Here is a 19334-nt window from a genome sequence, read left to right as displayed (position 1 = left end):
AATTAAAACTAAAAACATTTTCTTCAAAATTTTGGGCATAAAAAAAGACCTAACTTTTCAGAAAGGTCTTCTTTTATGAATATTTCAAAGCTATATTAAGCTATTTTATTCACTAACTTTGCTAACTTAGATTTCAAGTTAGAAGCCTTGTTCTTGTGAATAATGTTCTTCTTAGCTAATTTATCAAGAGCAGAAGAAACTTTTTTATAGAGATCAGTAGCAACTACCTTATCGTGTGTCAAGCGCAATTTCTTTACCATTGTACGGGTAGTTTTGTGCTGATAACGATTACGTAGTCTTTTTGCTTCGTTGGCTCTGATTCTCTTTAATGATGATTTGTGATTTGCCATGTTTATTTCCCGAATAATATTGGTTTTCTGATTTTCTAATATTGAGGTGCAAAGGTACATCTTTTTTAAGATAATACAAATGCATATTTACAAAAACTTTCAAATTTGATATAATTAGATTTTTTCACCTAAAGTTTATTTCCATGAAAAAAATGTTTACAAGCTTCATTTTCGTCTTGTTTTCAACAATACAAGCACCATTTGTCCTTAGCAATTCATTACGAGTACCATCAAAACATAGCCTCACTACTCCTAATAGCACAAAATGGGGATTTTATGCTCATCAGCGAATCAATCGTTTAGCTATTTTTACTTTGCCTCCAGAAATGATTTCTTTCTACAAAACAAACCTATATTATATCGTAGAAAATTCTGTTGCACCCGACCGCCGACGCTATGCTGTGAAAGATGAAGCACCCAAACACTACATCGACTTAGATACTTATGGCGATAGTGCTACTTATAAACTACCGCATTACTGGAATGATGCTGTGGAAAAATTTTCAGAAGATAGTTTGATGAAACATGGTATCGTACCATGGCATATTCAATTCATGAAGTTTCAGTTGACGAAGGCTTTTCAAGAAAAAAATTCGGCTAAAATTTTAAAGCTTTCTGCTGAAATTGGTCATTATATTGCAGATGCCAATGTTCCATTACATACTTCTTCAAATTATAATGGACAAAAAACAAATCAAATCGGGATTCATGCTTTTTGGGAATCACGTTTGCCTGAAAACTTTTCGGATGAATATGATTTCTTTGTAGGTTCTGCTACTTATGAAAAATCAATCAGTAAAAGAGCTTGGGAAGCCGTTCGCAATGCGAATGCCTGCTTAGATTCTGTCTTTATCTTTGAACAAAAGCTCAATGCTGCTACTAAACCAAGTAAAAAATATAGCATTGAAGAACGAAATGGTATTACGATTAAAACCTATTCTAAAGAGTATTCTCAACAATATCATGAAATGTTGAATCATCAAGTAGAAAGACAAATGCGTCGTTCTATTAAAATGATTGGGGATTTTTGGTACACTGCTTGGATTGATGCTGGTCAGCCTGATTTAAAAAACTTACTTCATCAACCTACTAAAGAAGAAAAAGAAGCAGATGCGAAAGAACAAAAAACTTGGCTACAAAAACTCTTTAAAGTACGAGATGAGCATTGATTGATGTTAAAATGAACGATGAATAAACATTAAAACGATTTTCATCTGTAATTTTACAGCATGAAATCACAAATTATTTTAAAAGCAGGAAAAGAGAATCCTGTAAAACGTTTTCACCCTTGGATTTTTTCGGGTGCTATTGCAAGAATAATCGGCAGTCCTACGGATGGTGAAGCGGTTGATGTGTTCGATTCACACAAAAACTATTTGGCTACAGGTCATTATCACGAAGGAAGTATCGCTGTAAAAATATTTTCTTTCCAAGAAACTGAATCAGATGAAAATTTTTGGTTTGATAAAATCCAAAAAGCCTATCAGGTTCGTCAATTAATTGATTTCGAAACTACTAATTGTTACCGTTTAATCCATGGTGAAGGCGATGGTTGTCCAGGCTTAATCATTGATTTTTATAATGGTGTGGCTGTATTCCAAGCACATAGCATTGGGATGTATCTTGAAAAAGAGAAAATAGCGGTAGCACTTCAAAAAGTATATGGCGACAAATTGTTAGCTATCTACAATAAATCTCATGAAACATTGCCGAATCAGTTTGCCGCTAGTGTTCAAAATGGTTATTTGTACGGACAATGTGCCGTGCCTCATGCCGTATTAGAGAATGGTTTCAAGTTTATGATTAACTGGGAAACTGGACAGAAAACGGGTTTCTTCCTCGACCAAAGAGATAACAGAGCTTTGTTAGCGAAGTATTCTAAAGGTAAAAAAGTATTGAATTCATTCTGTTATTCAGGTGGTTTTTCGATGTATGCTTTGGGAGCTGAGGCTGAATTAGTGCATTCGGTGGATGTTTCTCAAAAGGCAATTGATTTAGTTACTCAAAATATTGAAGCCAATAACTTTCAAAACTTAAATCATCAAGCATATTCTGAAGATGTGATGAAGTATTTGAAAGCTAACGACCAATTTTACGACCTTATCGTACTTGACCCGCCAGCTTATGCCAAAAATGTTGCGACTCGTCACAATGCCATTCAAGGTTATAAAAGATTGAACACAGAAGGTTTCAAGAGATTAGCTAAAGGAGGTATTTTGTTTACTTTCTCTTGCTCGCAAGTGGTGGATAGAGAGTTATTCTACAATACTGTTGTTTCGGCGGCTTTAGAAGCTGGGCGACAAGCAAAAGTATTGCACCATCTTACACAACCCGCAGATCATCCTGTTAATTTCTTCCATCCAGAAGGCAGTTATTTAAAAGGTTTAGTGCTGTATGTAGAATAAGTAACAGTTTAGTCTGAACATGAAAAGAGTCGCAAACTTCTATCAAGTAAAGTTTGCGACTCTTTTTGCAATTTCAGAGATAGGACAACCTATCAAAAAGATGTAAAAAACTATCTCGGAAATAAGACAACCTATCAAAAACAAGGAAAATCCCATCTCGAAGACAGAACAAGCTATCAAAAAGATAGGAAAACCCATCTCAGGGATAGGACGACCTATCAAAAAGATGGAACAAGCTATCTCTGAAATAGGAAAACTTATCAAAAAGATGGAAAATTCTATCTCAGAGATAGGTTTCGTTTGGCTAGTGCATCAAATTTCTATATCAAACCAAATAAAATTCTGAATTAGATTAATTTTAAGATTTGACAACTTTAAAAGTAGTAGTCAATCTAATTCAAAATGTATTTTAGTAACTTGTTGTCATTACTGCTAAATCACTCGTTTTCTTCAAAGGAATGGTAAAAAAGAAAGTAGTACCTTCATTTGGTTTACTTTCGAACCAGATATTGCCATGATTTTTTTCTACAAGCTCTTTACACAACAAAAGTCCCAGACCACTACCCTTTTCTTGAGCAGTACCAAAACTTGAATAAGAAGTATATTTATTGAAGATTTTAGATTGAACCTCTGGTGCAATTCCCTGTCCATCATCTTTAATTGATACAATAAGCTTATCTTCATTTTCTTCCGTTGCAATACTTACACTATTCCCCGCTTTCAAAAACTTCACAGCATTTTCTACCAAATTCCTTATTACAATATCAATCATCGCTTGGTCAGCCAAAACCATTTGTGAATCTTTTCCTTCTTCTTTGAAAACCCTAATACTTTTCTCAGTAGCCCTTGCTTCAATCAAAGCAATATTTTGCTGAATTACCTGCTGAATATCAAAAGCAATGGTATTTACTTGCATACCGTCCATTTGGCTTCTTGCCCAATACAATAAATTATCAAGTAAATTGCCGGTAACATGAAGACTCTGAGAAGCTTTTTCGATAAAATATCCTTTATCTTCCTCATCCATACTTTCTGTTTTCAGCATATCCATCATTCCTGAAATAGAATGAACTGGTCCTCGAAGGTCATGTGCAATGATAGAAAAAATCCGATTTCTTACTAGAATCAGTTCTTCTAAATGCTGATTTTTATTACTGATGTCTCTATTTTGTTCTTCTAATTGTTTGATAAGCTTCTTTTTATCAACAAAGTTTTTCACCAAAAGCAAAGCCAGCACTAACAAGAATAAAGCTACCGCAGTAATCAGATTACGTTTTAGTTCTGTATTCTTTAATTCCTCTTGTTTAATGATAGCACTTTTTTTCAGTAAATTAATTTGTTGTTGCTGCTTTTCAAGACCATAACCAGATTGAATTTTAGTGATAGCCCTTGTTTTCTCGACACCACTGAGGCTATCTTTCAAGGCAACTTCCAAATTCCTGATTTGCAGTGCTTCTTTATAATTCCCAAGTTTTAGGTGAGTCAAATACAATACATTATAGACTTGCTTTGAGATTTCATTAAACCCTATTTTCTTATTTTCTTTCAATGCCATTTGGGCATATTCTAGGCTCTTTTTATATTTCCCAGTATGATAATAAACCAAAGCAAAAGCACTATGACAATAAGTGATGCCTTCATTATCATTAATTTTCACAGCTAAAGGCAATGCTTTATTGAGATAATCTTGTGCGAGTTGATAGTTTTTTAGGGTAATATAATTCTCACCAATATTGTAGTATGTAACAATAATCCCAAAGGTATCTTTTGCTGCTTGGGCAATTTTAAGGGCTTTTCGATTGTAAGCAATCGTAGAATCAGGGTGGTTTTTGTACTTAAATACTTCGCCAATATTAACTAATTCATTGAAAGAAGGATAGTTATGTTGAAGTGCAATATTATAAGCCTTTTTATAATAGAAAAGGGCATTATTGTAATCTTCCATATCGGTGTAAACAATACCAATGTTATTAAAAACATTCTGAGAAAGACCAATCAACCCTAATTTTTCACTCAGACGAAGACTTTGAAAAAGGCATTCGAGTGCTTCGGGCAAACGTCCTTTCGATACTAAAGACACTCCCTTTGTGAGATATGCCAAAGCAATTCCTTTATCAAAATGATTTTTTTGTGCAAGTGCAAGCGATTTCTCTGCCATAAAAAGGGCAGTATCAGCATTTTTATTCCAGTAATATCTTGAAAGGAAATAATATGTATTTACTCTGTCGGTATCATGTTTAGCAGTTCTAAGTTGCTCTTGCAAGGTTTTCAAACGACCTGTCTGAGCATGACTAACTATGGTACAACACAATACCAAGCCCAATATAAAAAAGAAGCCCTTTGTAACCATATTTCTTGTATGAAACCCAGATTTGAAAATGGTAGGTTTACCCATATAAACTTTAATTTGTGTGTTATTTCAAGAAAAACATAAGGCGTGACTATTACTGTTAAACAAAAAAAGAATTAAGAATATAAGTTTTTAACCCTTTAACTAGCAACTTGAATAATACTTTAACAATGTTTTAATAATAAACTTATACAGAATGACTTAAAGCAACAAGGCTAATCGCTATTTTTTTCTATGAGTTTTATCATACTATTATCATACCCGTATAAAAAAAGTAATTAAAACAAAATCATTCAAATTTGGTAAAAACAGAAAAATGCCCTTCAATCCCGAAAAGTCAGGTTAAAGGACATTTTTTATTTTTTTGGAAGAAATTATTTCGTTAAAATATTGTTTTTTAGCTTGTTAGAAATCTTAATTAATATTCTTATAAATTTCACGAATCGAAACTATTTACTTCATCTACTATTAAAGATGTAAATTAATCTTAAGATCTACTACAATCAAAAAAGGCTTAGAAATTGCCGTTAAACAATTTTCTAAGCCTTTGTGATAATACTTATTCAATCCTTATTTTTTCTTTTTCTTAGGATCGGCTTGTTGAGCTTTTTGTGTTTCCTCAACAGCTTTCATTTGCTTCGAAATATATTCTGAGAAACGAGATTTCTTCACACCACCTGCTGCAATTTTTTTACGATTTTCTTCTAAAACTGCTTTGATTTTATCTTCATCTACAAATTTACGAATACCAATTTGTTGACCAATAGTTACTAAGTTTGAAACGAAGTAATAGAAACTCATACCTGCTGGCAAAGAGTTCATCACAAACATAAAAATTACTGGAGTGATGTATGCCATTTTCTTCATGTCAATCGGTTGTCCTGTTTGGTCTGGCGTATTTTGGTTGTTATAATAACCGTAAGCAATACTTGAAACCGTCATTAACAAAGTAAACAAACTGATATGATTACCGTATAATGGAATACTGAAAGGTAAATTAGCGATAGAGTCAAAAGTAGAAAGGTCATTTGCCCACAAGAAAGACTGCTGACGCAAGTTAATCAAGTTCGGGAACAACATAAACACCGCCATCAATACTGGCATCGTTGCTAATACTGGAATACAACCGCTCAGTGGACTTACACCAACTTCACCATAAAGTTTCATTTGAGCTTGTTGCTGTGCTGCTGCATCATCACCTACTTTTTCTTTGATGGCATTCAATTCAGGTTGTAGAATTCTCATTTTTGCCATACTTACATACGATTTATAAGTAAGCGGTAGTAAAGCAAATTTGATAATTAATACCAAAGCAATGATTAATAAACCGTAATTATTGAATACTGTTTCTAAAACATTGAACAATGGAACAAACACATAACGAGTAATTGGCAAGAAAATATCATAACTCAATTTTACATTTTTGCCAAAACCTGGTGCTACGTTTTTGATGATATTATAATCATTTGGACCAAAATACCACTGATAATTTCCTTTTCCAGATTTTAAGTCAGCTAAATCTAAATCCATGTTAGCTCTTAAAGTCTTGATATTTACAGAATCAGTTTCGTTAGCAGTTGCAACAATATTTGCTTTTTGAATTGGAGCATTTTTAGTAATAAAACCAGAAAGAAAGTATTTCTTTTTGAAAGAAACCCATTTTACAGGCTTTTCTAAAGATTCTTCTTTTGAACCTGTTGGTGTTTCCGCCAATTGGTCAAACTCCTCATCTTCGTTCAATAAGTAATTAACAGTTGCCTTACGGTTTTCAGTTAAATCTTTTTCAGTTGGGCGAACGTTTTCTAACCAATTCAATTTAACAGATTCGTTTTTCAACAAACCGTCTAAACCTTGTAATTTAACGTCTTGGTCTAATAAGAAACCTTCGCCAGCCAAAGTATAAGTTTGTTCAATGCTTTGTCCGCTCGCTAAGTTTAAGATAAAACTAACTTTTTGTGTTTGTCCTTCAGCAACTACTCCACCTTTTGAAGAAGTATTGAAGTACAATTTGTTTAAATCAACGTTTCCTTTTGTAGTTGGTAACTCAAACGTTATTTTATCAAAAGCTTCATCAAAAATCAAAAGAGGTTCTTTTTTCTGTGCCGCAAATGAATTGTAGGTTTCGTAATTCTTTAATAATACTTGTTTTACTTTACCACCCAAAGTAGAGAAAACCACTTTGATGTCTTTATTTTCTAACACAAGCTCTTGTGCAGTACCAATAGCGGCTGAAGCAAAATCACCAGCAGCGGCTTTCAAAGCGACTGAATCAACTGTTGTAACTTTAGCTGCTGTGGAAGTTTGAGTTACTTTTGCTTTTTCAGGTGCTTTTTCTGGTTCAACTTTAGGGGCTAGGAAAAACTGGTATCCCAGCAACATCGCCATTATCAACAACAGCCCCGTGACTTGATTTTTGTCCATCATTATCTTTTGAATTTGTCTTTTTTCGAGTTTAAGTACTTTCGTACATTAATTCGTTTGTCTGTTAATAGTATCTGTTTTATTTTCAAAGAATTTCTATCTCTAAAAAATAAGAACGAAACATAAAAAACTTTCTATCAAATAAAACCGCCAAAGCTTTTGACTTTAGCGGTGCAAAATTACGACTTATCTTTAATTAAATCATTTTAAATGATAAAAGGTTACTTAGTACTTCCTTTCATTAAAGGAATAGCGTTTCTTAAAGCTGCCTTAACAAAGTGAACAAACAAAGGTGCTGGATTAGCAACATTCGATTTGTACTCTGGGTGAAACTGAACACCAATAAAGAAAGGGTGGTCTTTAATTTCAACGATTTCTACCAAACCTGAATCCGTATTAATTCCTGTTGGAATCATACCAGCAGCTTTAAATTGCTCTAAATAAGCATTATTGAATTCATAACGGTGACGGTGACGCTCCTGAATATTTAATTTTCCATATACATGATGTGCCAAAGAACCTTTTTCTAACTTACAAGCATAAGCACCTAAACGCATTGTTCCGCCTTTGTTAGTTACCAATTTTTGTTCTTCCATCAAATCAATTACTGGATATGGCGTTTCTTTATTCATTTCAGATGAATGAGCATTTTCAAAACCAACCACATTTCTAGCATATTCAATCACTGCACATTGCATACCCAAACAAATTCCGAAGAAAGGAACTTTGTTTTCACGAGCATACTTCACTGCATTGATTTTTCCTTCGATACCTCTTTCTCCAAAACCCGGAGCAACCAAAATACCATCAAGGTTTTCTAATTTCTTTTGATAATCGCCTTCCACTAAGTTTTCAGATGAAATCCAAACAACATTTACTTTGGTTTCATTTACTGCTCCAGCATGAATCAATCCTTCTGCAATAGATTTATATGAATCTTTCAACTCAACATATTTACCTACTAAACCAATCGTAATTTGCTCTGTTGGGTTTTTCAATTTGCCCAAGAAACTTTTCCATTGTTCTAAATCAGCATCTTTATCATTATAAATGTCTAATTTATACAAAGCACGTTGGTCTAATTTCTCTTTACGCATCAACAAAGGCACATCGTAAATTGTCTCAGCATCCATTGCTTCAATAACATCGTTTGGTGAAACGTTACAGAAAAGTGCAATTTTACGACGCATTTCTTGCGGAATTGGATGTTCTGTACGACAAACAATAATATCTGGTTGAATTCCATATTCCGACAAAGCACGTACTGAGTGTTGTGTTGGTTTAGTTTTTAATTCACCCGCAGCGGCGATATAAGGCACTAATGTCAGATGAATAAAAAGAGTATTTTTCTCTCCTAAATCCCATTTCAACTGACGAGCAGCCTCAATAAAAGGAAGTGATTCAATATCACCTACACAACCACCTAATTCAGTAATTACAATATCGTACTGACCTGTAGCACCCAACAAAAGAATATTTTGTTTGATTTCGTCAGTAATATGAGGAACAACTTGAACAGTTTTTCCTAAATAATCACCACGACGCTCTTTTGTAATAACATTGAAGTAAACTCTACCCGTAGTAATGTTATTCGCTTGAGAAGTTGGTACGCCCAAAAAACGCTCATAATGACCCAAATCTAAATCGGTCTCCGCTCCATCGTTGGTTACATAACATTCACCATGCTCGTAAGGGTTTAACGTTCCCGGGTCAATATTGATATATGGATCCAGTTTTTGGATAGTTACTGATAGCCCTCTAGCCTGCAATAATTTGGCTAATGATGAAGCAATAATTCCTTTTCCTAAAGATGAAGTTACACCGCCCGTAACGAAAATATATTTTGCGGTTTTAGGTTGCCCTTTACCTGACATTGTAATAAAATTGAAGTTTGAATTTTTCTAAGAGGATGTGTACAAAAAAGTACAGAGGAAGAATGGAGTTCCGCAACCCTTAGTTACGGGATACAAAGTTAGGGTATTTTCATGGAAGTATTTTGCCTTTTTTTGAATAAACACTGAAAACTTTCGCTAAACAACCCAATAAATCACTGTATAACAATGCTTTACAATTGTAAATTTTTAACAATTAAAATTTTGGTTTCATTAAAACTAAAAGCAGATTATAAAATCTAGTGAATCATCCTTATTGATGAAGGAAAGCCTACTCCTTTATTTTTATCAATACTTTAATCAACTTCTTAACAAAAACCTAAAGGCTTTATCTCTACTAATTCAGCAGTCTTTTGTACTTTTGTGAGTATAACCAGAAATTATTCCTTTAAAATAACAAAGCAATTATGTTAAAATCTGTTCCTTTCGACCAAACGCATGCTTTTTCTTTACTGACAAAGCACAAATCTGAAATTGATACAACTTCTATAAAAGAACTCTTCGCTAACGACCCAGAGCGTTTTGATAAATTCTCAATTCGTTTTGAAGATATTTTAGTGGATTATTCTAAAAACATAATCAACGAAAAAACAAAAGCCATCTTAGTAGCGTTGGCAAATGAATGCGAATTGGATGATGCTATCGAAAGAATGTTTACTGGCGATACTATCAACAAAACTGAAAAGCGTGCAGTTTTACACGTAGCATTGAGAAATCGTTCAAATACTCCAATTGCAGTTGATGGCAAAGAAATTATGTCAGATGTAAACGCTGTTTTGGAAAAAATGAAAGGTTTTTCAGAAAAAGTAATTTCTGGAGCTTGGAAAGGATACGCTGGCGAAGCCATTACAGACATCGTTAATATCGGAATTGGTGGTTCGGATTTAGGCCCAGTAATGGTGACTGAAGCGTTGAAACCTTATAAAAATCATTTGAATTTACATTTTGTTTCAAACGTTGATGGTACACATATCGCTGAAGTATTGAAAAAAGTAAATCCAGCGACGACACTTTTTTTGATTGCTTCTAAAACTTTCACAACGCAAGAAACAATGGCGAATGCACATTCTGCTCGTAATTGGTTCTTAGCAAATGGCGGTTCAATTGAAAGTGTTGCGAAACACTTTGTGGCAATTTCAACGAATGAAAAATCAGTAGTTGAATTCGGCATTGATGCTGATAATATGTTTGGTTTCTGGGATTGGGTTGGTGGTCGTTACTCTTTATGGTCGGCTATTGGTTTATCAATCGTTTTATCAATCGGATTCGAAAATTTTGTAGAATTATTAGAAGGGGCTCATGCAATGGATAAGCACTTCCGTACCGCTGATTTTAGCGAAAATATTCCTGTTACTTTAGCCTTATTAGGAATTTGGTATAATAATTTTTACGGAGCAGATACCCAAGCAATTCTACCTTACGACCAATATATGCACCGTTTTGCAGCTTATTTCCAACAAGGAGATATGGAATCAAATGGTAAATATGTAGGACGTAATGGCGAAGAAGTTTCTTACCAAACAGGCCCAATTATTTGGGGAGAACCGGGAACAAATGGTCAGCACGCATTTTATCAATTAATTCACCAAGGAACAAAATTAGTACCTTGCGACTTTTTAGCACCAGCCGTTTCTCAGAATCCAATTGGTAATCATCATACTTTATTGTTATCAAACTTCTTTGCACAAACTGAAGCTTTGATGAACGGAAAAACGTTAGAAGAAGTAGTCGCTGAATTTAAAAAAGCTGGAAAATCTGATGAAGAAATTGCTGAATTAGCGGCATTTAAAGTATTCAAAGGAAACCGTCCGACAAACTCTATTTTGTTCAAACAACTAACACCAAGAACTTTAGGAAGTTTAGTTGCGATGTACGAACACAAAATTTTTGTACAAGGAGTAATCTGGAATATTTTTAGTTTCGACCAATGGGGCGTAGAACTAGGTAAACAATTGGCTAACCAAATTTTACCAGAGCTTACCAGCGAAGAAACGATTACTTCACACGATTCTTCAACCAATTCTTTGATTAATGCTTACAAGGCTTGGAGATAAAGCACAGTTGTAAAATTGAAATATCTGTAACAAAAAAATCCACGTGAGCTTAGCGCAATTCACGTGGATTTTTTTGTTAGTTTCATTACTATCTTGAACCAGTCAGTTTATAAGATATTGGTATAGTAAACCTTGAACGCACAGCTTTTCCTCGTTGTTTACCGGCAATCCACTTTCCACTTGATTTATGCAATACTCTTACAGATTCTTCATCACAACCTCCTCCTATCCCCTTTACAACTTTATAATCACACAATGTTCCATCAGTACATACTGTGAATTGAACATAGACTTTCCCTTCAATGCTCTCTTGTCTAGCTTGTTTAGGGTAGTTTAGATTTTTTTGTAGAAAATCCGCAAACTTTTTTAACCCACCCTTAAAATCTGCCATTTCTTCAATAGTTTCATAAACTACAGAATCTTTCTCTATATAGGCAATCCCTTTTACAAGGTTATTTTTTTCATAATACTCAATGTAAGCTGTCTTATTATCCATCGTTTTACCAATCCATTGCCCTTCTTTCAGCCCCTCTTTTATTTGTCCATCTACTTTAATAGCATCTTTGAGTTTGTACAAATATAAAGAGCATATACCATTGCCATTTTTTACGACTTGATTACCAAGGGTGTCCCAAACTGAGATATACTTTTCTTCGTTTAATTCTTTTGAAACTTTTCTTTCTATAACGGCAAAAAGCTGTCCGTTGGCATGCCATTCAAACTCTTTAGTAAACGTAATTTCTTTTTCAATTGATTTAGTTGTATCTTTTTCAATAAGCTTACGAATCCTTCCATTTGGATAATAATAATAGGTTTTATTATTGGCTTCTCTATCTCTCAATTGCCCATTCTCAAACCATGAAATAAAAAAAAGTGGAAAGTTGCTATTATTTAAAGCACTCTTTGTGTAAACCTTCATATCATCTGCTTCATTTTCACAAATTGAAAGGGTACTTCTTTCTGTAGTATCTATGCTAAGAGTAGCATAATCTACATACTTTGCATTTGTCTCTTGAAGTACATGATATGTTATTCCACTATTAATAATGCCTGTCAGTAAATCTACAAAATAGCTTGCTGAATATTTAAAGTTACTTTCATCAAAAGTTCTTTTCTTTTCACTATCAAAAAGCATAAAAACAGTACCCTCATCATAAATAACTTTTTCAATTGTAAAAAAAGGAATTGATAGAGATACCTTATTCCCATTTTTTAATTTTGCCTCCAAATTTCTAACATTGATTAATTTAGCTACTCTTAATGCCTCCGCATCACAGTCAAATCTTAATCCTTTAACTATTTCATATTTTACTGGAAGATTATTATCGTCCATAGAAATAAGTATCTCAACCTGCCCTTGCACATTATCTACTTGAGCCATAAAAGGAATTTGTACTGTGGCTTCAATAAATTTCTGAATTGGATCGATTTCCTCTGAAGGAGTTTGAGCAAAAGAGCTAAAAAAGAAGAAGGTAAGAACAATAGTGTTAAGTGCTTTTTTCATTTTGAGAGTGTTTGTATTGATTTGGTTGAACAATTCCCAAAAATAGGAATAATCTGGTAAAATAATAGTAGAACTAAAGAAAAACGGCATTAACAAATTTTAAATTTATTGATGCTACACTATGCTTGATTTCAAAAAATCAATTCATCGTAAAACTAATTGGCAAAGTAAATCTTGTTTTTACTATTTTTCCTCTTCTCTGACCTGGTTTCCATTGTCCACTTGTAAGCTGAATTACTCTTACGGCTTCTTCATCACAGCCAAAACCTACTCCTTTTAGTACAGTCAAATCGCTTACAGTACCATCTGTATCAACATTGCACTGAACATATACTCTTCCTTGAGCATTAGCTCTTTGTGCAATTATAGGATATGTTAAATTCTTTTGAAGATGTTTTGACAGACTTCGCATTCCTCCAATAAACTCGGCTGGCACTTCCTGCTTATCATATACAAATTTTTGTCCGTTGTCGAAAGAAATACCCTTCATAAATTTCCCTTCTTGATATGTTTCTTCAAACAGAACTTCGCCACTGGCACTTTTCCCTTTCCATTCCTCTTCCTTCAATCCCTCCTTCACTAAACCAGAATAAAAAATCACTTCTCCATTTTTTCTTTCACAATACTCAAAATTACCTCCTCCATTTTTAACAATTTGCTTTCCTTGACTATCCCAAACGGCAAAATAACGGTCGATACTTCCAGTTTCGTTTCTAGTATTGAAAATGATAGATGCCATTAATCCATTAGCAAACCATTCTATTGATTTCGTTATATTTTCTTTTCCTTCTTTTATTTTCTTACTAATAGTTGCAACACTTCCGCTAGGATAATAAGTGCAAGATTCTCCATTAAAACTTCTTGAAGACTCTCGACCATTCTCATAAAACCCTTGTGCAAAAAAAGGAAAATCGTTATTACTTCTTGCTGTTCTGAAAAATATTTTTGTTGAATCGGATGCATTTTCCAACATTTCTGTCTTGGGTTCATGTTTCCAACTATCCATTTTAAGATTCACTGTCTCTAACAGCTTTAATTCTTTATTTTGAAAAGTAAAATATTCAATACTACTGTTTATCATTCCAGATAGAGTATCAACTAAATACCTCCTCATATATGTTGGTTCTTGCCCCTCATAAGATTTTTTGTCTTTGTCAAAGTATTCTACAAGATAACCTTTGTTGAAATGAAGCAAATGGGGATTGAAGAATGGTACTTCTAAAACAACATCTTTTTTCGCTGCCAATCTATCATTTAGATATTTGGGATTGATTAATCTTACTACTCTGAGTGCCTCTTGGTCACATTCTTCATTAAGGTTTTGAGTGATTTCGTATTTTTCGGGCAAATTATCATAACCCATTGTAATTCTTACAGCAACGACTCCTTGAATATTGGCTAATTTTGCTTGAAAAGGAATTTGTACTGTAGCTTCAATAAATTTTTGAATCGGGTCGATTTCCTCTGTAAGATTTTGTGCAAAGGCACTAAAAAAGAAGAAGGTAAGAACAATAGTGTTAAGTGCTTTTTTCATTTTGAAAATGTTTATCTTAATTTTGTTGATCAATTTCCAAAAGTAAAAATATTCTGGTAAAATAATAGTAAACCTAAACAAAAACGGCATTAACAAATTTTAAATTTATTAATGCCGAAAGAATTTTACTGTAATTTGGTGATTACTTCCTCAAAAGTCAATTTCTCTTGCTCGCCCGTAATCATATTTTTCAAAGTCAATTTGCCTGTTTCCATTTCTTCTGAACCGATGATGCAGACATAAGAAATTTTCTTTTTATCGGCATAATCCAACTGTTTTTTGATTTTACTGACATCTGGATAAACTTCAGTATTGATTCCTGCCAAACGTGCTTTTTGCAAAAGTGGCAAAGCATAACTCAATTCTTTTTCTCCGAAATGACAAAGTAGTAATTTCGTCGTTACAGAATTGTTTTCTGGAAACAAATTCAATTCTTCTAAAACATCGTAAATTCTATCTACTCCAAAAGAAATTCCTACTCCTGATAAACCAGCTACGCCAAAAGTACCTGTTAAATTATCATAACGACCGCCGCCTGAAATAGAACCCATTTGAACGTCTAATGCTTTTACTTCAAAAATTGCACCTGTGTAATACGAAAGCCCACGAGCTAAGGTAATATCCAACTCAATATTTTCTTCTGTTTGTCCGAATGATTGTAATAAATTCCAAACGGCACGTAATTCTTCGATTCCTTTTTTTCCAGTTTCTGAATCTTGTAATAATTCTTCCAGTTTGACAAATTTCTCTTGATTCGTTCCTGAAATATCAAAAACAGGGTCAAGTTTGGTCAAAGATTCAGGAGAAAAGCCTTTTTCGGCTAATTCTTCTAATACTTTTTCTTTCCCAATTTTATCTAATTTATCAATGGCAACGGCAAGATTTCCTTCTTGTCCAGTCGCACCAATCGCTTCTGAAAGTCCAGTAAGTACTTTACGATTGTTAATTTTTAAAGAGAAATTAATACCAAGATTTTTGAATACTTCATGAATCATCAACACGATTTCAGCTTCACAAACCAGTGAATCTGTACCAACTACATCGGCATCACATTGATAAAATTCACGATAACGTCCTCTTTGTGGGCGGTCGCCACGCCAAACGGGTTGAATCTGATAACGTTTGAAAGGCATCGCCAAATCATTACGGTTCATTACCACAAAACGAGCAAAAGGAACAGTTAAATCGTACTTCAAACCTTTTTCAGAAATTTTTAACGTTAATTTCTTCGCTCCTTCATCTAATTCATTTTGCGTAATTTTCTCAGAAAAATTACCTGAATTTAAGATTTTGAATAATAATTGGTCTCCTTCTTCACCATATTTCCCCATCAAGGTTGAAAGGTTTTCCATGGCTGGTGTTTCGATTGGCTGGAAACCAAACTTTTGAAAAACAGCTTTGATAGTATCAAAAATATAATTGCGACGAACCATTTTATCTGGTCCAAAATCTCGTGTACCTTTTACTAAACTTGGTTTCATGGAGTATAAAATCGGGTGACAAACCCGAAAACGTGAAAACGGACAGGATTGTCCAATAGCTACAAAATTACAAAACCCATGAAGTTTTTGGAAACTTCATGGGTTTTATTTCTTTTTAGGCTTTAGGATTGGAATACTTTAGGACTTTAGGATTGGATGCAAGACTAAGGTAAAAATCAAGAACCAATCTTCATAAAGTCTTGTAGTCCTAAAGTCTTAAAGTCTTATAGTCCTAAAGTCTTAAAGTCTTATAGTCCTAAAGTCCCCAAATCTTAAAGTCTAATTATTAATTGTCTATATGTTTGTTTCAAAAAGATATTCTTCCTAATTTTGCACCTCAATTTAAAACTCTGTTCGCAATGGCTGTTACAAGACTAAAAAGAAAAGACAGAAGAAACAAGGCTATAGCCACTAACAAAATCAATGCGATTAAGCATTTGACTCAAACTCCAGAAATTAAATTGGTAGATATTGAGGCAATCAAAGCTGAGTTTGCTGCGAAGGCTGCGAAGTAATTTGTACAATTTCTTCTAAGAGATCTAAACCTCGTCTAAATAGACGAGGTTTTCTTTTTTACTCTTTCTTGTCTTTATCACTAGCTTTAGTTTTTTTCTCCTCTTTCTTATCTTCTTTTCCACGCAGTACTTCTCCTAAATGATTTAACTTTTTAATCTGTTTCATCATTTCCTTTTCCTGTCTGCTAAAACGCTTATTGATATCCATCAATACTCTAAAACGAATAGCTTGCCCGAACGAAACTAAGCCTAAACTTGTGATAATCAAACCATAAAGCCCCCAAATAAACCATCTAAAGAATGGTACATTCGGTTCTGCTTTAATGGTCGATGCAGTTCCTACTACAGAAATACCAAAACCAAAAAGTAATAAACCCATTACGGCACATAAAATCCATTTGGTGCGTAAAGGCATTCTTTTTACTAATTTTTGACCGGGAGCTTTTTTAGGAATATCAGGTTTCATATTGGTTATCGTTTATATTTTTTTAGAAAATCATTGCCAATTAGCTCCTATTAGAGTTTCTATTGCTTGAAATTCATCTTTTAAATTATTCGGAATCGTATTTTTTGAATACGTAAAGCCATGTTCTTGCCATAAAATTATGGTATAATAATCTGTTTGATAAACACCTTTTGCCATATTTCTTATAATAGCAACTTTATCGGCAGGAAGTTTTTTTTCAACAGTCATCATAAAAAAAGCTTTGGTTTTCATCATCAGTACTTTCTTTTTACCAATTGTTTTAGTGACTACACTTGCTCTGCTATCAATACTTTTTAAAGCTGTTTGTGGCAAAAAAATATCATTATTTCTTTCAATAAAAAAATTACTCCCGTTTGCACGCATGGACCAACCTTTAATCAATTGATTTCTAACTAATTGTATTTTTTTGTCTTGTAATATTACATTCAAATCTAAAGCTGACTGCGTATCATTCCCTCTACTAACAGTATTAACAAAAAGCATAAATCCACACAGAAAAGCTAATTTTATCCAATTTCTTTGAGTAATTTTCATAAATAAATTATTATTTCGCAAGATATTCTTGAATATTGCCGTTCAGTATAAAGCATGAGATTATTTATCCAGAAACAAGAATAGCTTATTTTACGCAAATTAAAATTAAAATAAACATAAACTATAATTCAATGACGATCAACAAGAAATTTATTTTGGGTTTAAGCCTTAGTTTGGCGGTTTTTTCAATGAATTCTGCCAATGCACAAGATACTCGTTTTACTAAAAAGAACCCAGACAAACCAGAAGCAAGTGAGTTTTGGGATCCAGAAGTAAAAGTTGTAACGCCAGGAGCTGTTCCGTCGGATGCTATTGTTTTGTTTGATGGAAAAAGTTTAGATGGATGGGAGTCTGCAAAAGATGGATCTCCAGCTAAGTGGGAAGTAAAAGATGGAGTATTTACGGTAGGTAAAGGTACTGGAAATATTTCTACGAAACAGCATTTTGGAGACTGCCAGTTGCACATCGAATGGCGTTCACCAATCGAACCAGAAACCTTGAAAGGACAACAAAAAGGGAATAGCGGAATTTTCCTCAGTGGTATTTACGAAGTACAAGTATTAAACTCGTATCAAAACCGTACTTACAGAAACGGTCAGGCGGGTTCTATTTACAAACAAACGCCTCCTTTGGTAAATGCTACTTCAAAAATGGGCGATTGGAATGTTTATGATGTTATCTATACTGCTCCACGTTTTACAATTAACGGTGGTATTGAAACTCCAGGTTATGTAACAGTAATTCATAATGGTATTATTGTTCAAAATCACACTAAAATTCAAGGTATGACAAACTACATTGGACAGCCAACAAATCCTGTTCATGATGTAAAAGGACCGATTTCTTTACAAGACCACGGTAATTTGGTAAGTTACCGCAACATTTGGATTAGAGAAATATAGTATTCAGCTTCTTGATTTTTGATAATCAGATATTGGGAATGATTTTTTACCTTTGTGTAAAAATCATTCCCTTTTTTTAGTTTGTAACATTTTAAATCATTCAAAACGGAATCCAAAACGTTTCAAGTTTAAATTATGAAATCAATTATTAGCTGGACACTCAGAAACATTCCACGTAAATACCTCCAATTAGTTTCTCACTTTGCTATGAAAATCTATGCCATCTTTTTAAGAGGTACTAGAGTATCCTGTCCAGTATGTAAATCTAAATTTTCAAAGTTTGTCCCTTATGGCCGTTTAGAGCCAAGAGACAATGCTTTATGTCCAAATTGTTTGGCATTAGAACGCCACCGTTTGATGTACATGTATTTACAACAAAAAACGAATTTCTTTAATGCAAAATTAAAAGTACTACACGTTGCACCAGAATACTGTTTTATCGACCGTTTCGAAAAAATGAGAAATCTGGATTATATCACTGCTGATATTGAATCGCCTTTGGCAAAAGTGAAAATGGATTTACACCATATTCCTTTTGAAGACAATACTTTTGATGTAGTATTCTGTAATCACGTTTTAGAACATGTTGAAGACGATATTCAATGTATGCGAGAAATGAGAAGAGTATTAAAACCTACTGGTTGGGCAATTATGCAGTCGCCACAAGATTGGAGTTTGGCTACTACTTTTGAAGATAAAACCATTACAGACCCTAAAGAACGTGAGCGTCTTTTCAAACAAGATGACCATTTTAGAATTTACGGAAGAGATTATAATAAACGCTTAGAACAAGGCGGTTGGAAAGTAACAGAAGATAAATTTGGCATCAATATGCCACCAGACCAAACCATGCGTTTTGCTTTGCCTAAAGATGAAGTTATTTACTTGTGTCAGAAATAATACTA

15 protein-coding genes are annotated in these 19334 nt (G+C 33.6%); 6 read left to right on the top strand and 9 right to left on the bottom strand.

Annotation, left to right across the window (positions count from 1 at the left end; all coding sequences use genetic code 11):
* Window positions 1-95 precede the first annotated feature (95 nt).
* Window positions 96-350, bottom strand: a complete 255-nt coding sequence (gene rpsT / locus VB776_RS16905; RefSeq protein WP_184131519.1) for a 30S ribosomal protein S20 — start codon at window positions 348-350, stop codon at window positions 96-98.
* 143 nt (window positions 351-493) lie between these two features.
* On the opposite strand from rpsT, the gene VB776_RS16900 reads away from it, so the two are divergent.
* Together VB776_RS16900 and VB776_RS16895 are read left to right on the top strand one after the other, a co-directional pair.
* Window positions 494-1519: a zinc dependent phospholipase C family protein gene (locus tag VB776_RS16900; protein WP_323698050.1), complete on the top strand. Its 1026-nt coding sequence runs from the start codon at window positions 494-496 to the stop codon at window positions 1517-1519.
* Window positions 1520-1579: 60 nt separating this feature from the next.
* Window positions 1580-2755 (top strand): class I SAM-dependent rRNA methyltransferase, encoded by a 1176-nt coding sequence (locus tag VB776_RS16895; protein ID WP_323698049.1) that lies wholly within the window; start codon window positions 1580-1582, stop codon window positions 2753-2755.
* A gap of 409 nt (window positions 2756-3164) precedes the next feature.
* On the opposite strand, the gene VB776_RS16890 is transcribed toward VB776_RS16895, so the two are convergent.
* From VB776_RS16890 to VB776_RS16880, 3 genes are all read right to left on the bottom strand, one after another.
* Window positions 3165-5150 (bottom strand): tetratricopeptide repeat-containing sensor histidine kinase, encoded by a 1986-nt coding sequence (locus VB776_RS16890; protein ID WP_323698047.1) that lies wholly within the window; start codon window positions 5148-5150, stop codon window positions 3165-3167.
* A gap of 525 nt (window positions 5151-5675) precedes the next feature.
* A complete protein-coding gene (gene yidC / locus VB776_RS16885; RefSeq protein WP_323698045.1) occupies window positions 5676-7529 on the bottom strand; it encodes a membrane protein insertase YidC in 1854 nt (617 codons plus the stop codon).
* Between the two features lie 218 nt (window positions 7530-7747).
* A complete protein-coding gene (locus VB776_RS16880) occupies window positions 7748-9400 on the bottom strand; it encodes a CTP synthase (RefSeq protein ID WP_323698043.1) in 1653 nt (550 codons plus the stop codon).
* 425 nt (window positions 9401-9825) lie between these two features.
* Here VB776_RS16880 and pgi point away from each other — a divergent pair, with 425 nt between their 5' ends.
* On the top strand, window positions 9826-11472 hold the full coding sequence (gene pgi / locus VB776_RS16875; RefSeq protein ID WP_323698041.1) for a glucose-6-phosphate isomerase: 1647 nt from the start codon (window positions 9826-9828) through the stop codon (window positions 11470-11472).
* Window positions 11473-11560: 88 nt separating this feature from the next.
* On the opposite strand, the gene VB776_RS16870 is transcribed toward pgi, so the two are convergent.
* The 3 genes from VB776_RS16870 to hisS form a co-directional block, all read right to left on the bottom strand.
* Window positions 11561-12976, bottom strand: a complete 1416-nt coding sequence (locus tag VB776_RS16870; protein ID WP_323698039.1) for an energy transducer TonB — start codon at window positions 12974-12976, stop codon at window positions 11561-11563.
* 139 nt (window positions 12977-13115) lie between these two features.
* Window positions 13116-14510: an energy transducer TonB gene (locus VB776_RS16865; protein ID WP_323698038.1), complete on the bottom strand. Its 1395-nt coding sequence runs from the start codon at window positions 14508-14510 to the stop codon at window positions 13116-13118.
* 125 nt (window positions 14511-14635) lie between these two features.
* The gene (gene hisS, locus VB776_RS16860) at window positions 14636-15991 is read right to left on the bottom strand and encodes a histidine--tRNA ligase (RefSeq protein ID WP_323698037.1); all 1356 of its coding nucleotides are present in this window, start codon (window positions 15989-15991) and stop codon (window positions 14636-14638) included.
* Between the two features lie 359 nt (window positions 15992-16350).
* Here hisS and VB776_RS16855 point away from each other — a divergent pair, with 359 nt between their 5' ends.
* Window positions 16351-16506 carry a hypothetical protein gene (locus VB776_RS16855; protein WP_309918619.1) on the top strand — a complete coding sequence of 52 codons (156 nt, stop codon included), beginning with the start codon at window positions 16351-16353 and terminating at the stop codon, window positions 16504-16506.
* 58 nt (window positions 16507-16564) lie between these two features.
* Here the strand turns inward: VB776_RS16855 and VB776_RS16850 are convergent, their stop codons facing one another.
* A complete protein-coding gene (locus tag VB776_RS16850) occupies window positions 16565-16972 on the bottom strand; it encodes a hypothetical protein (RefSeq protein ID WP_323698035.1) in 408 nt (135 codons plus the stop codon).
* Between the two features lie 30 nt (window positions 16973-17002).
* Window positions 17003-17527, bottom strand: a complete 525-nt coding sequence (locus VB776_RS16845; protein WP_323698034.1) for a hypothetical protein — start codon at window positions 17525-17527, stop codon at window positions 17003-17005.
* 131 nt (window positions 17528-17658) lie between these two features.
* Here VB776_RS16845 and VB776_RS16840 point away from each other — a divergent pair, with 131 nt between their 5' ends.
* Together VB776_RS16840 and VB776_RS16835 are read left to right on the top strand one after the other, a co-directional pair.
* Window positions 17659-18429: a 3-keto-disaccharide hydrolase gene (locus VB776_RS16840; RefSeq protein ID WP_323698033.1), complete on the top strand. Its 771-nt coding sequence runs from the start codon at window positions 17659-17661 to the stop codon at window positions 18427-18429.
* Between the two features lie 135 nt (window positions 18430-18564).
* Window positions 18565-19329 (top strand): class I SAM-dependent methyltransferase, encoded by a 765-nt coding sequence (locus VB776_RS16835; RefSeq protein ID WP_323698032.1) that lies wholly within the window; start codon window positions 18565-18567, stop codon window positions 19327-19329.
* The last annotated feature ends 5 nt before the right edge of the window (window positions 19330-19334 follow it).

Source organism: Arcicella gelida (genome assembly GCF_034931025.1).
GTDB lineage: Bacteria > Bacteroidota > Bacteroidia > Cytophagales > Spirosomataceae > Arcicella > Arcicella gelida.
The sequence above is the reverse complement of the archived record's forward strand: the minus strand, read 5'-3'. Positions and strand labels throughout refer to the sequence as shown.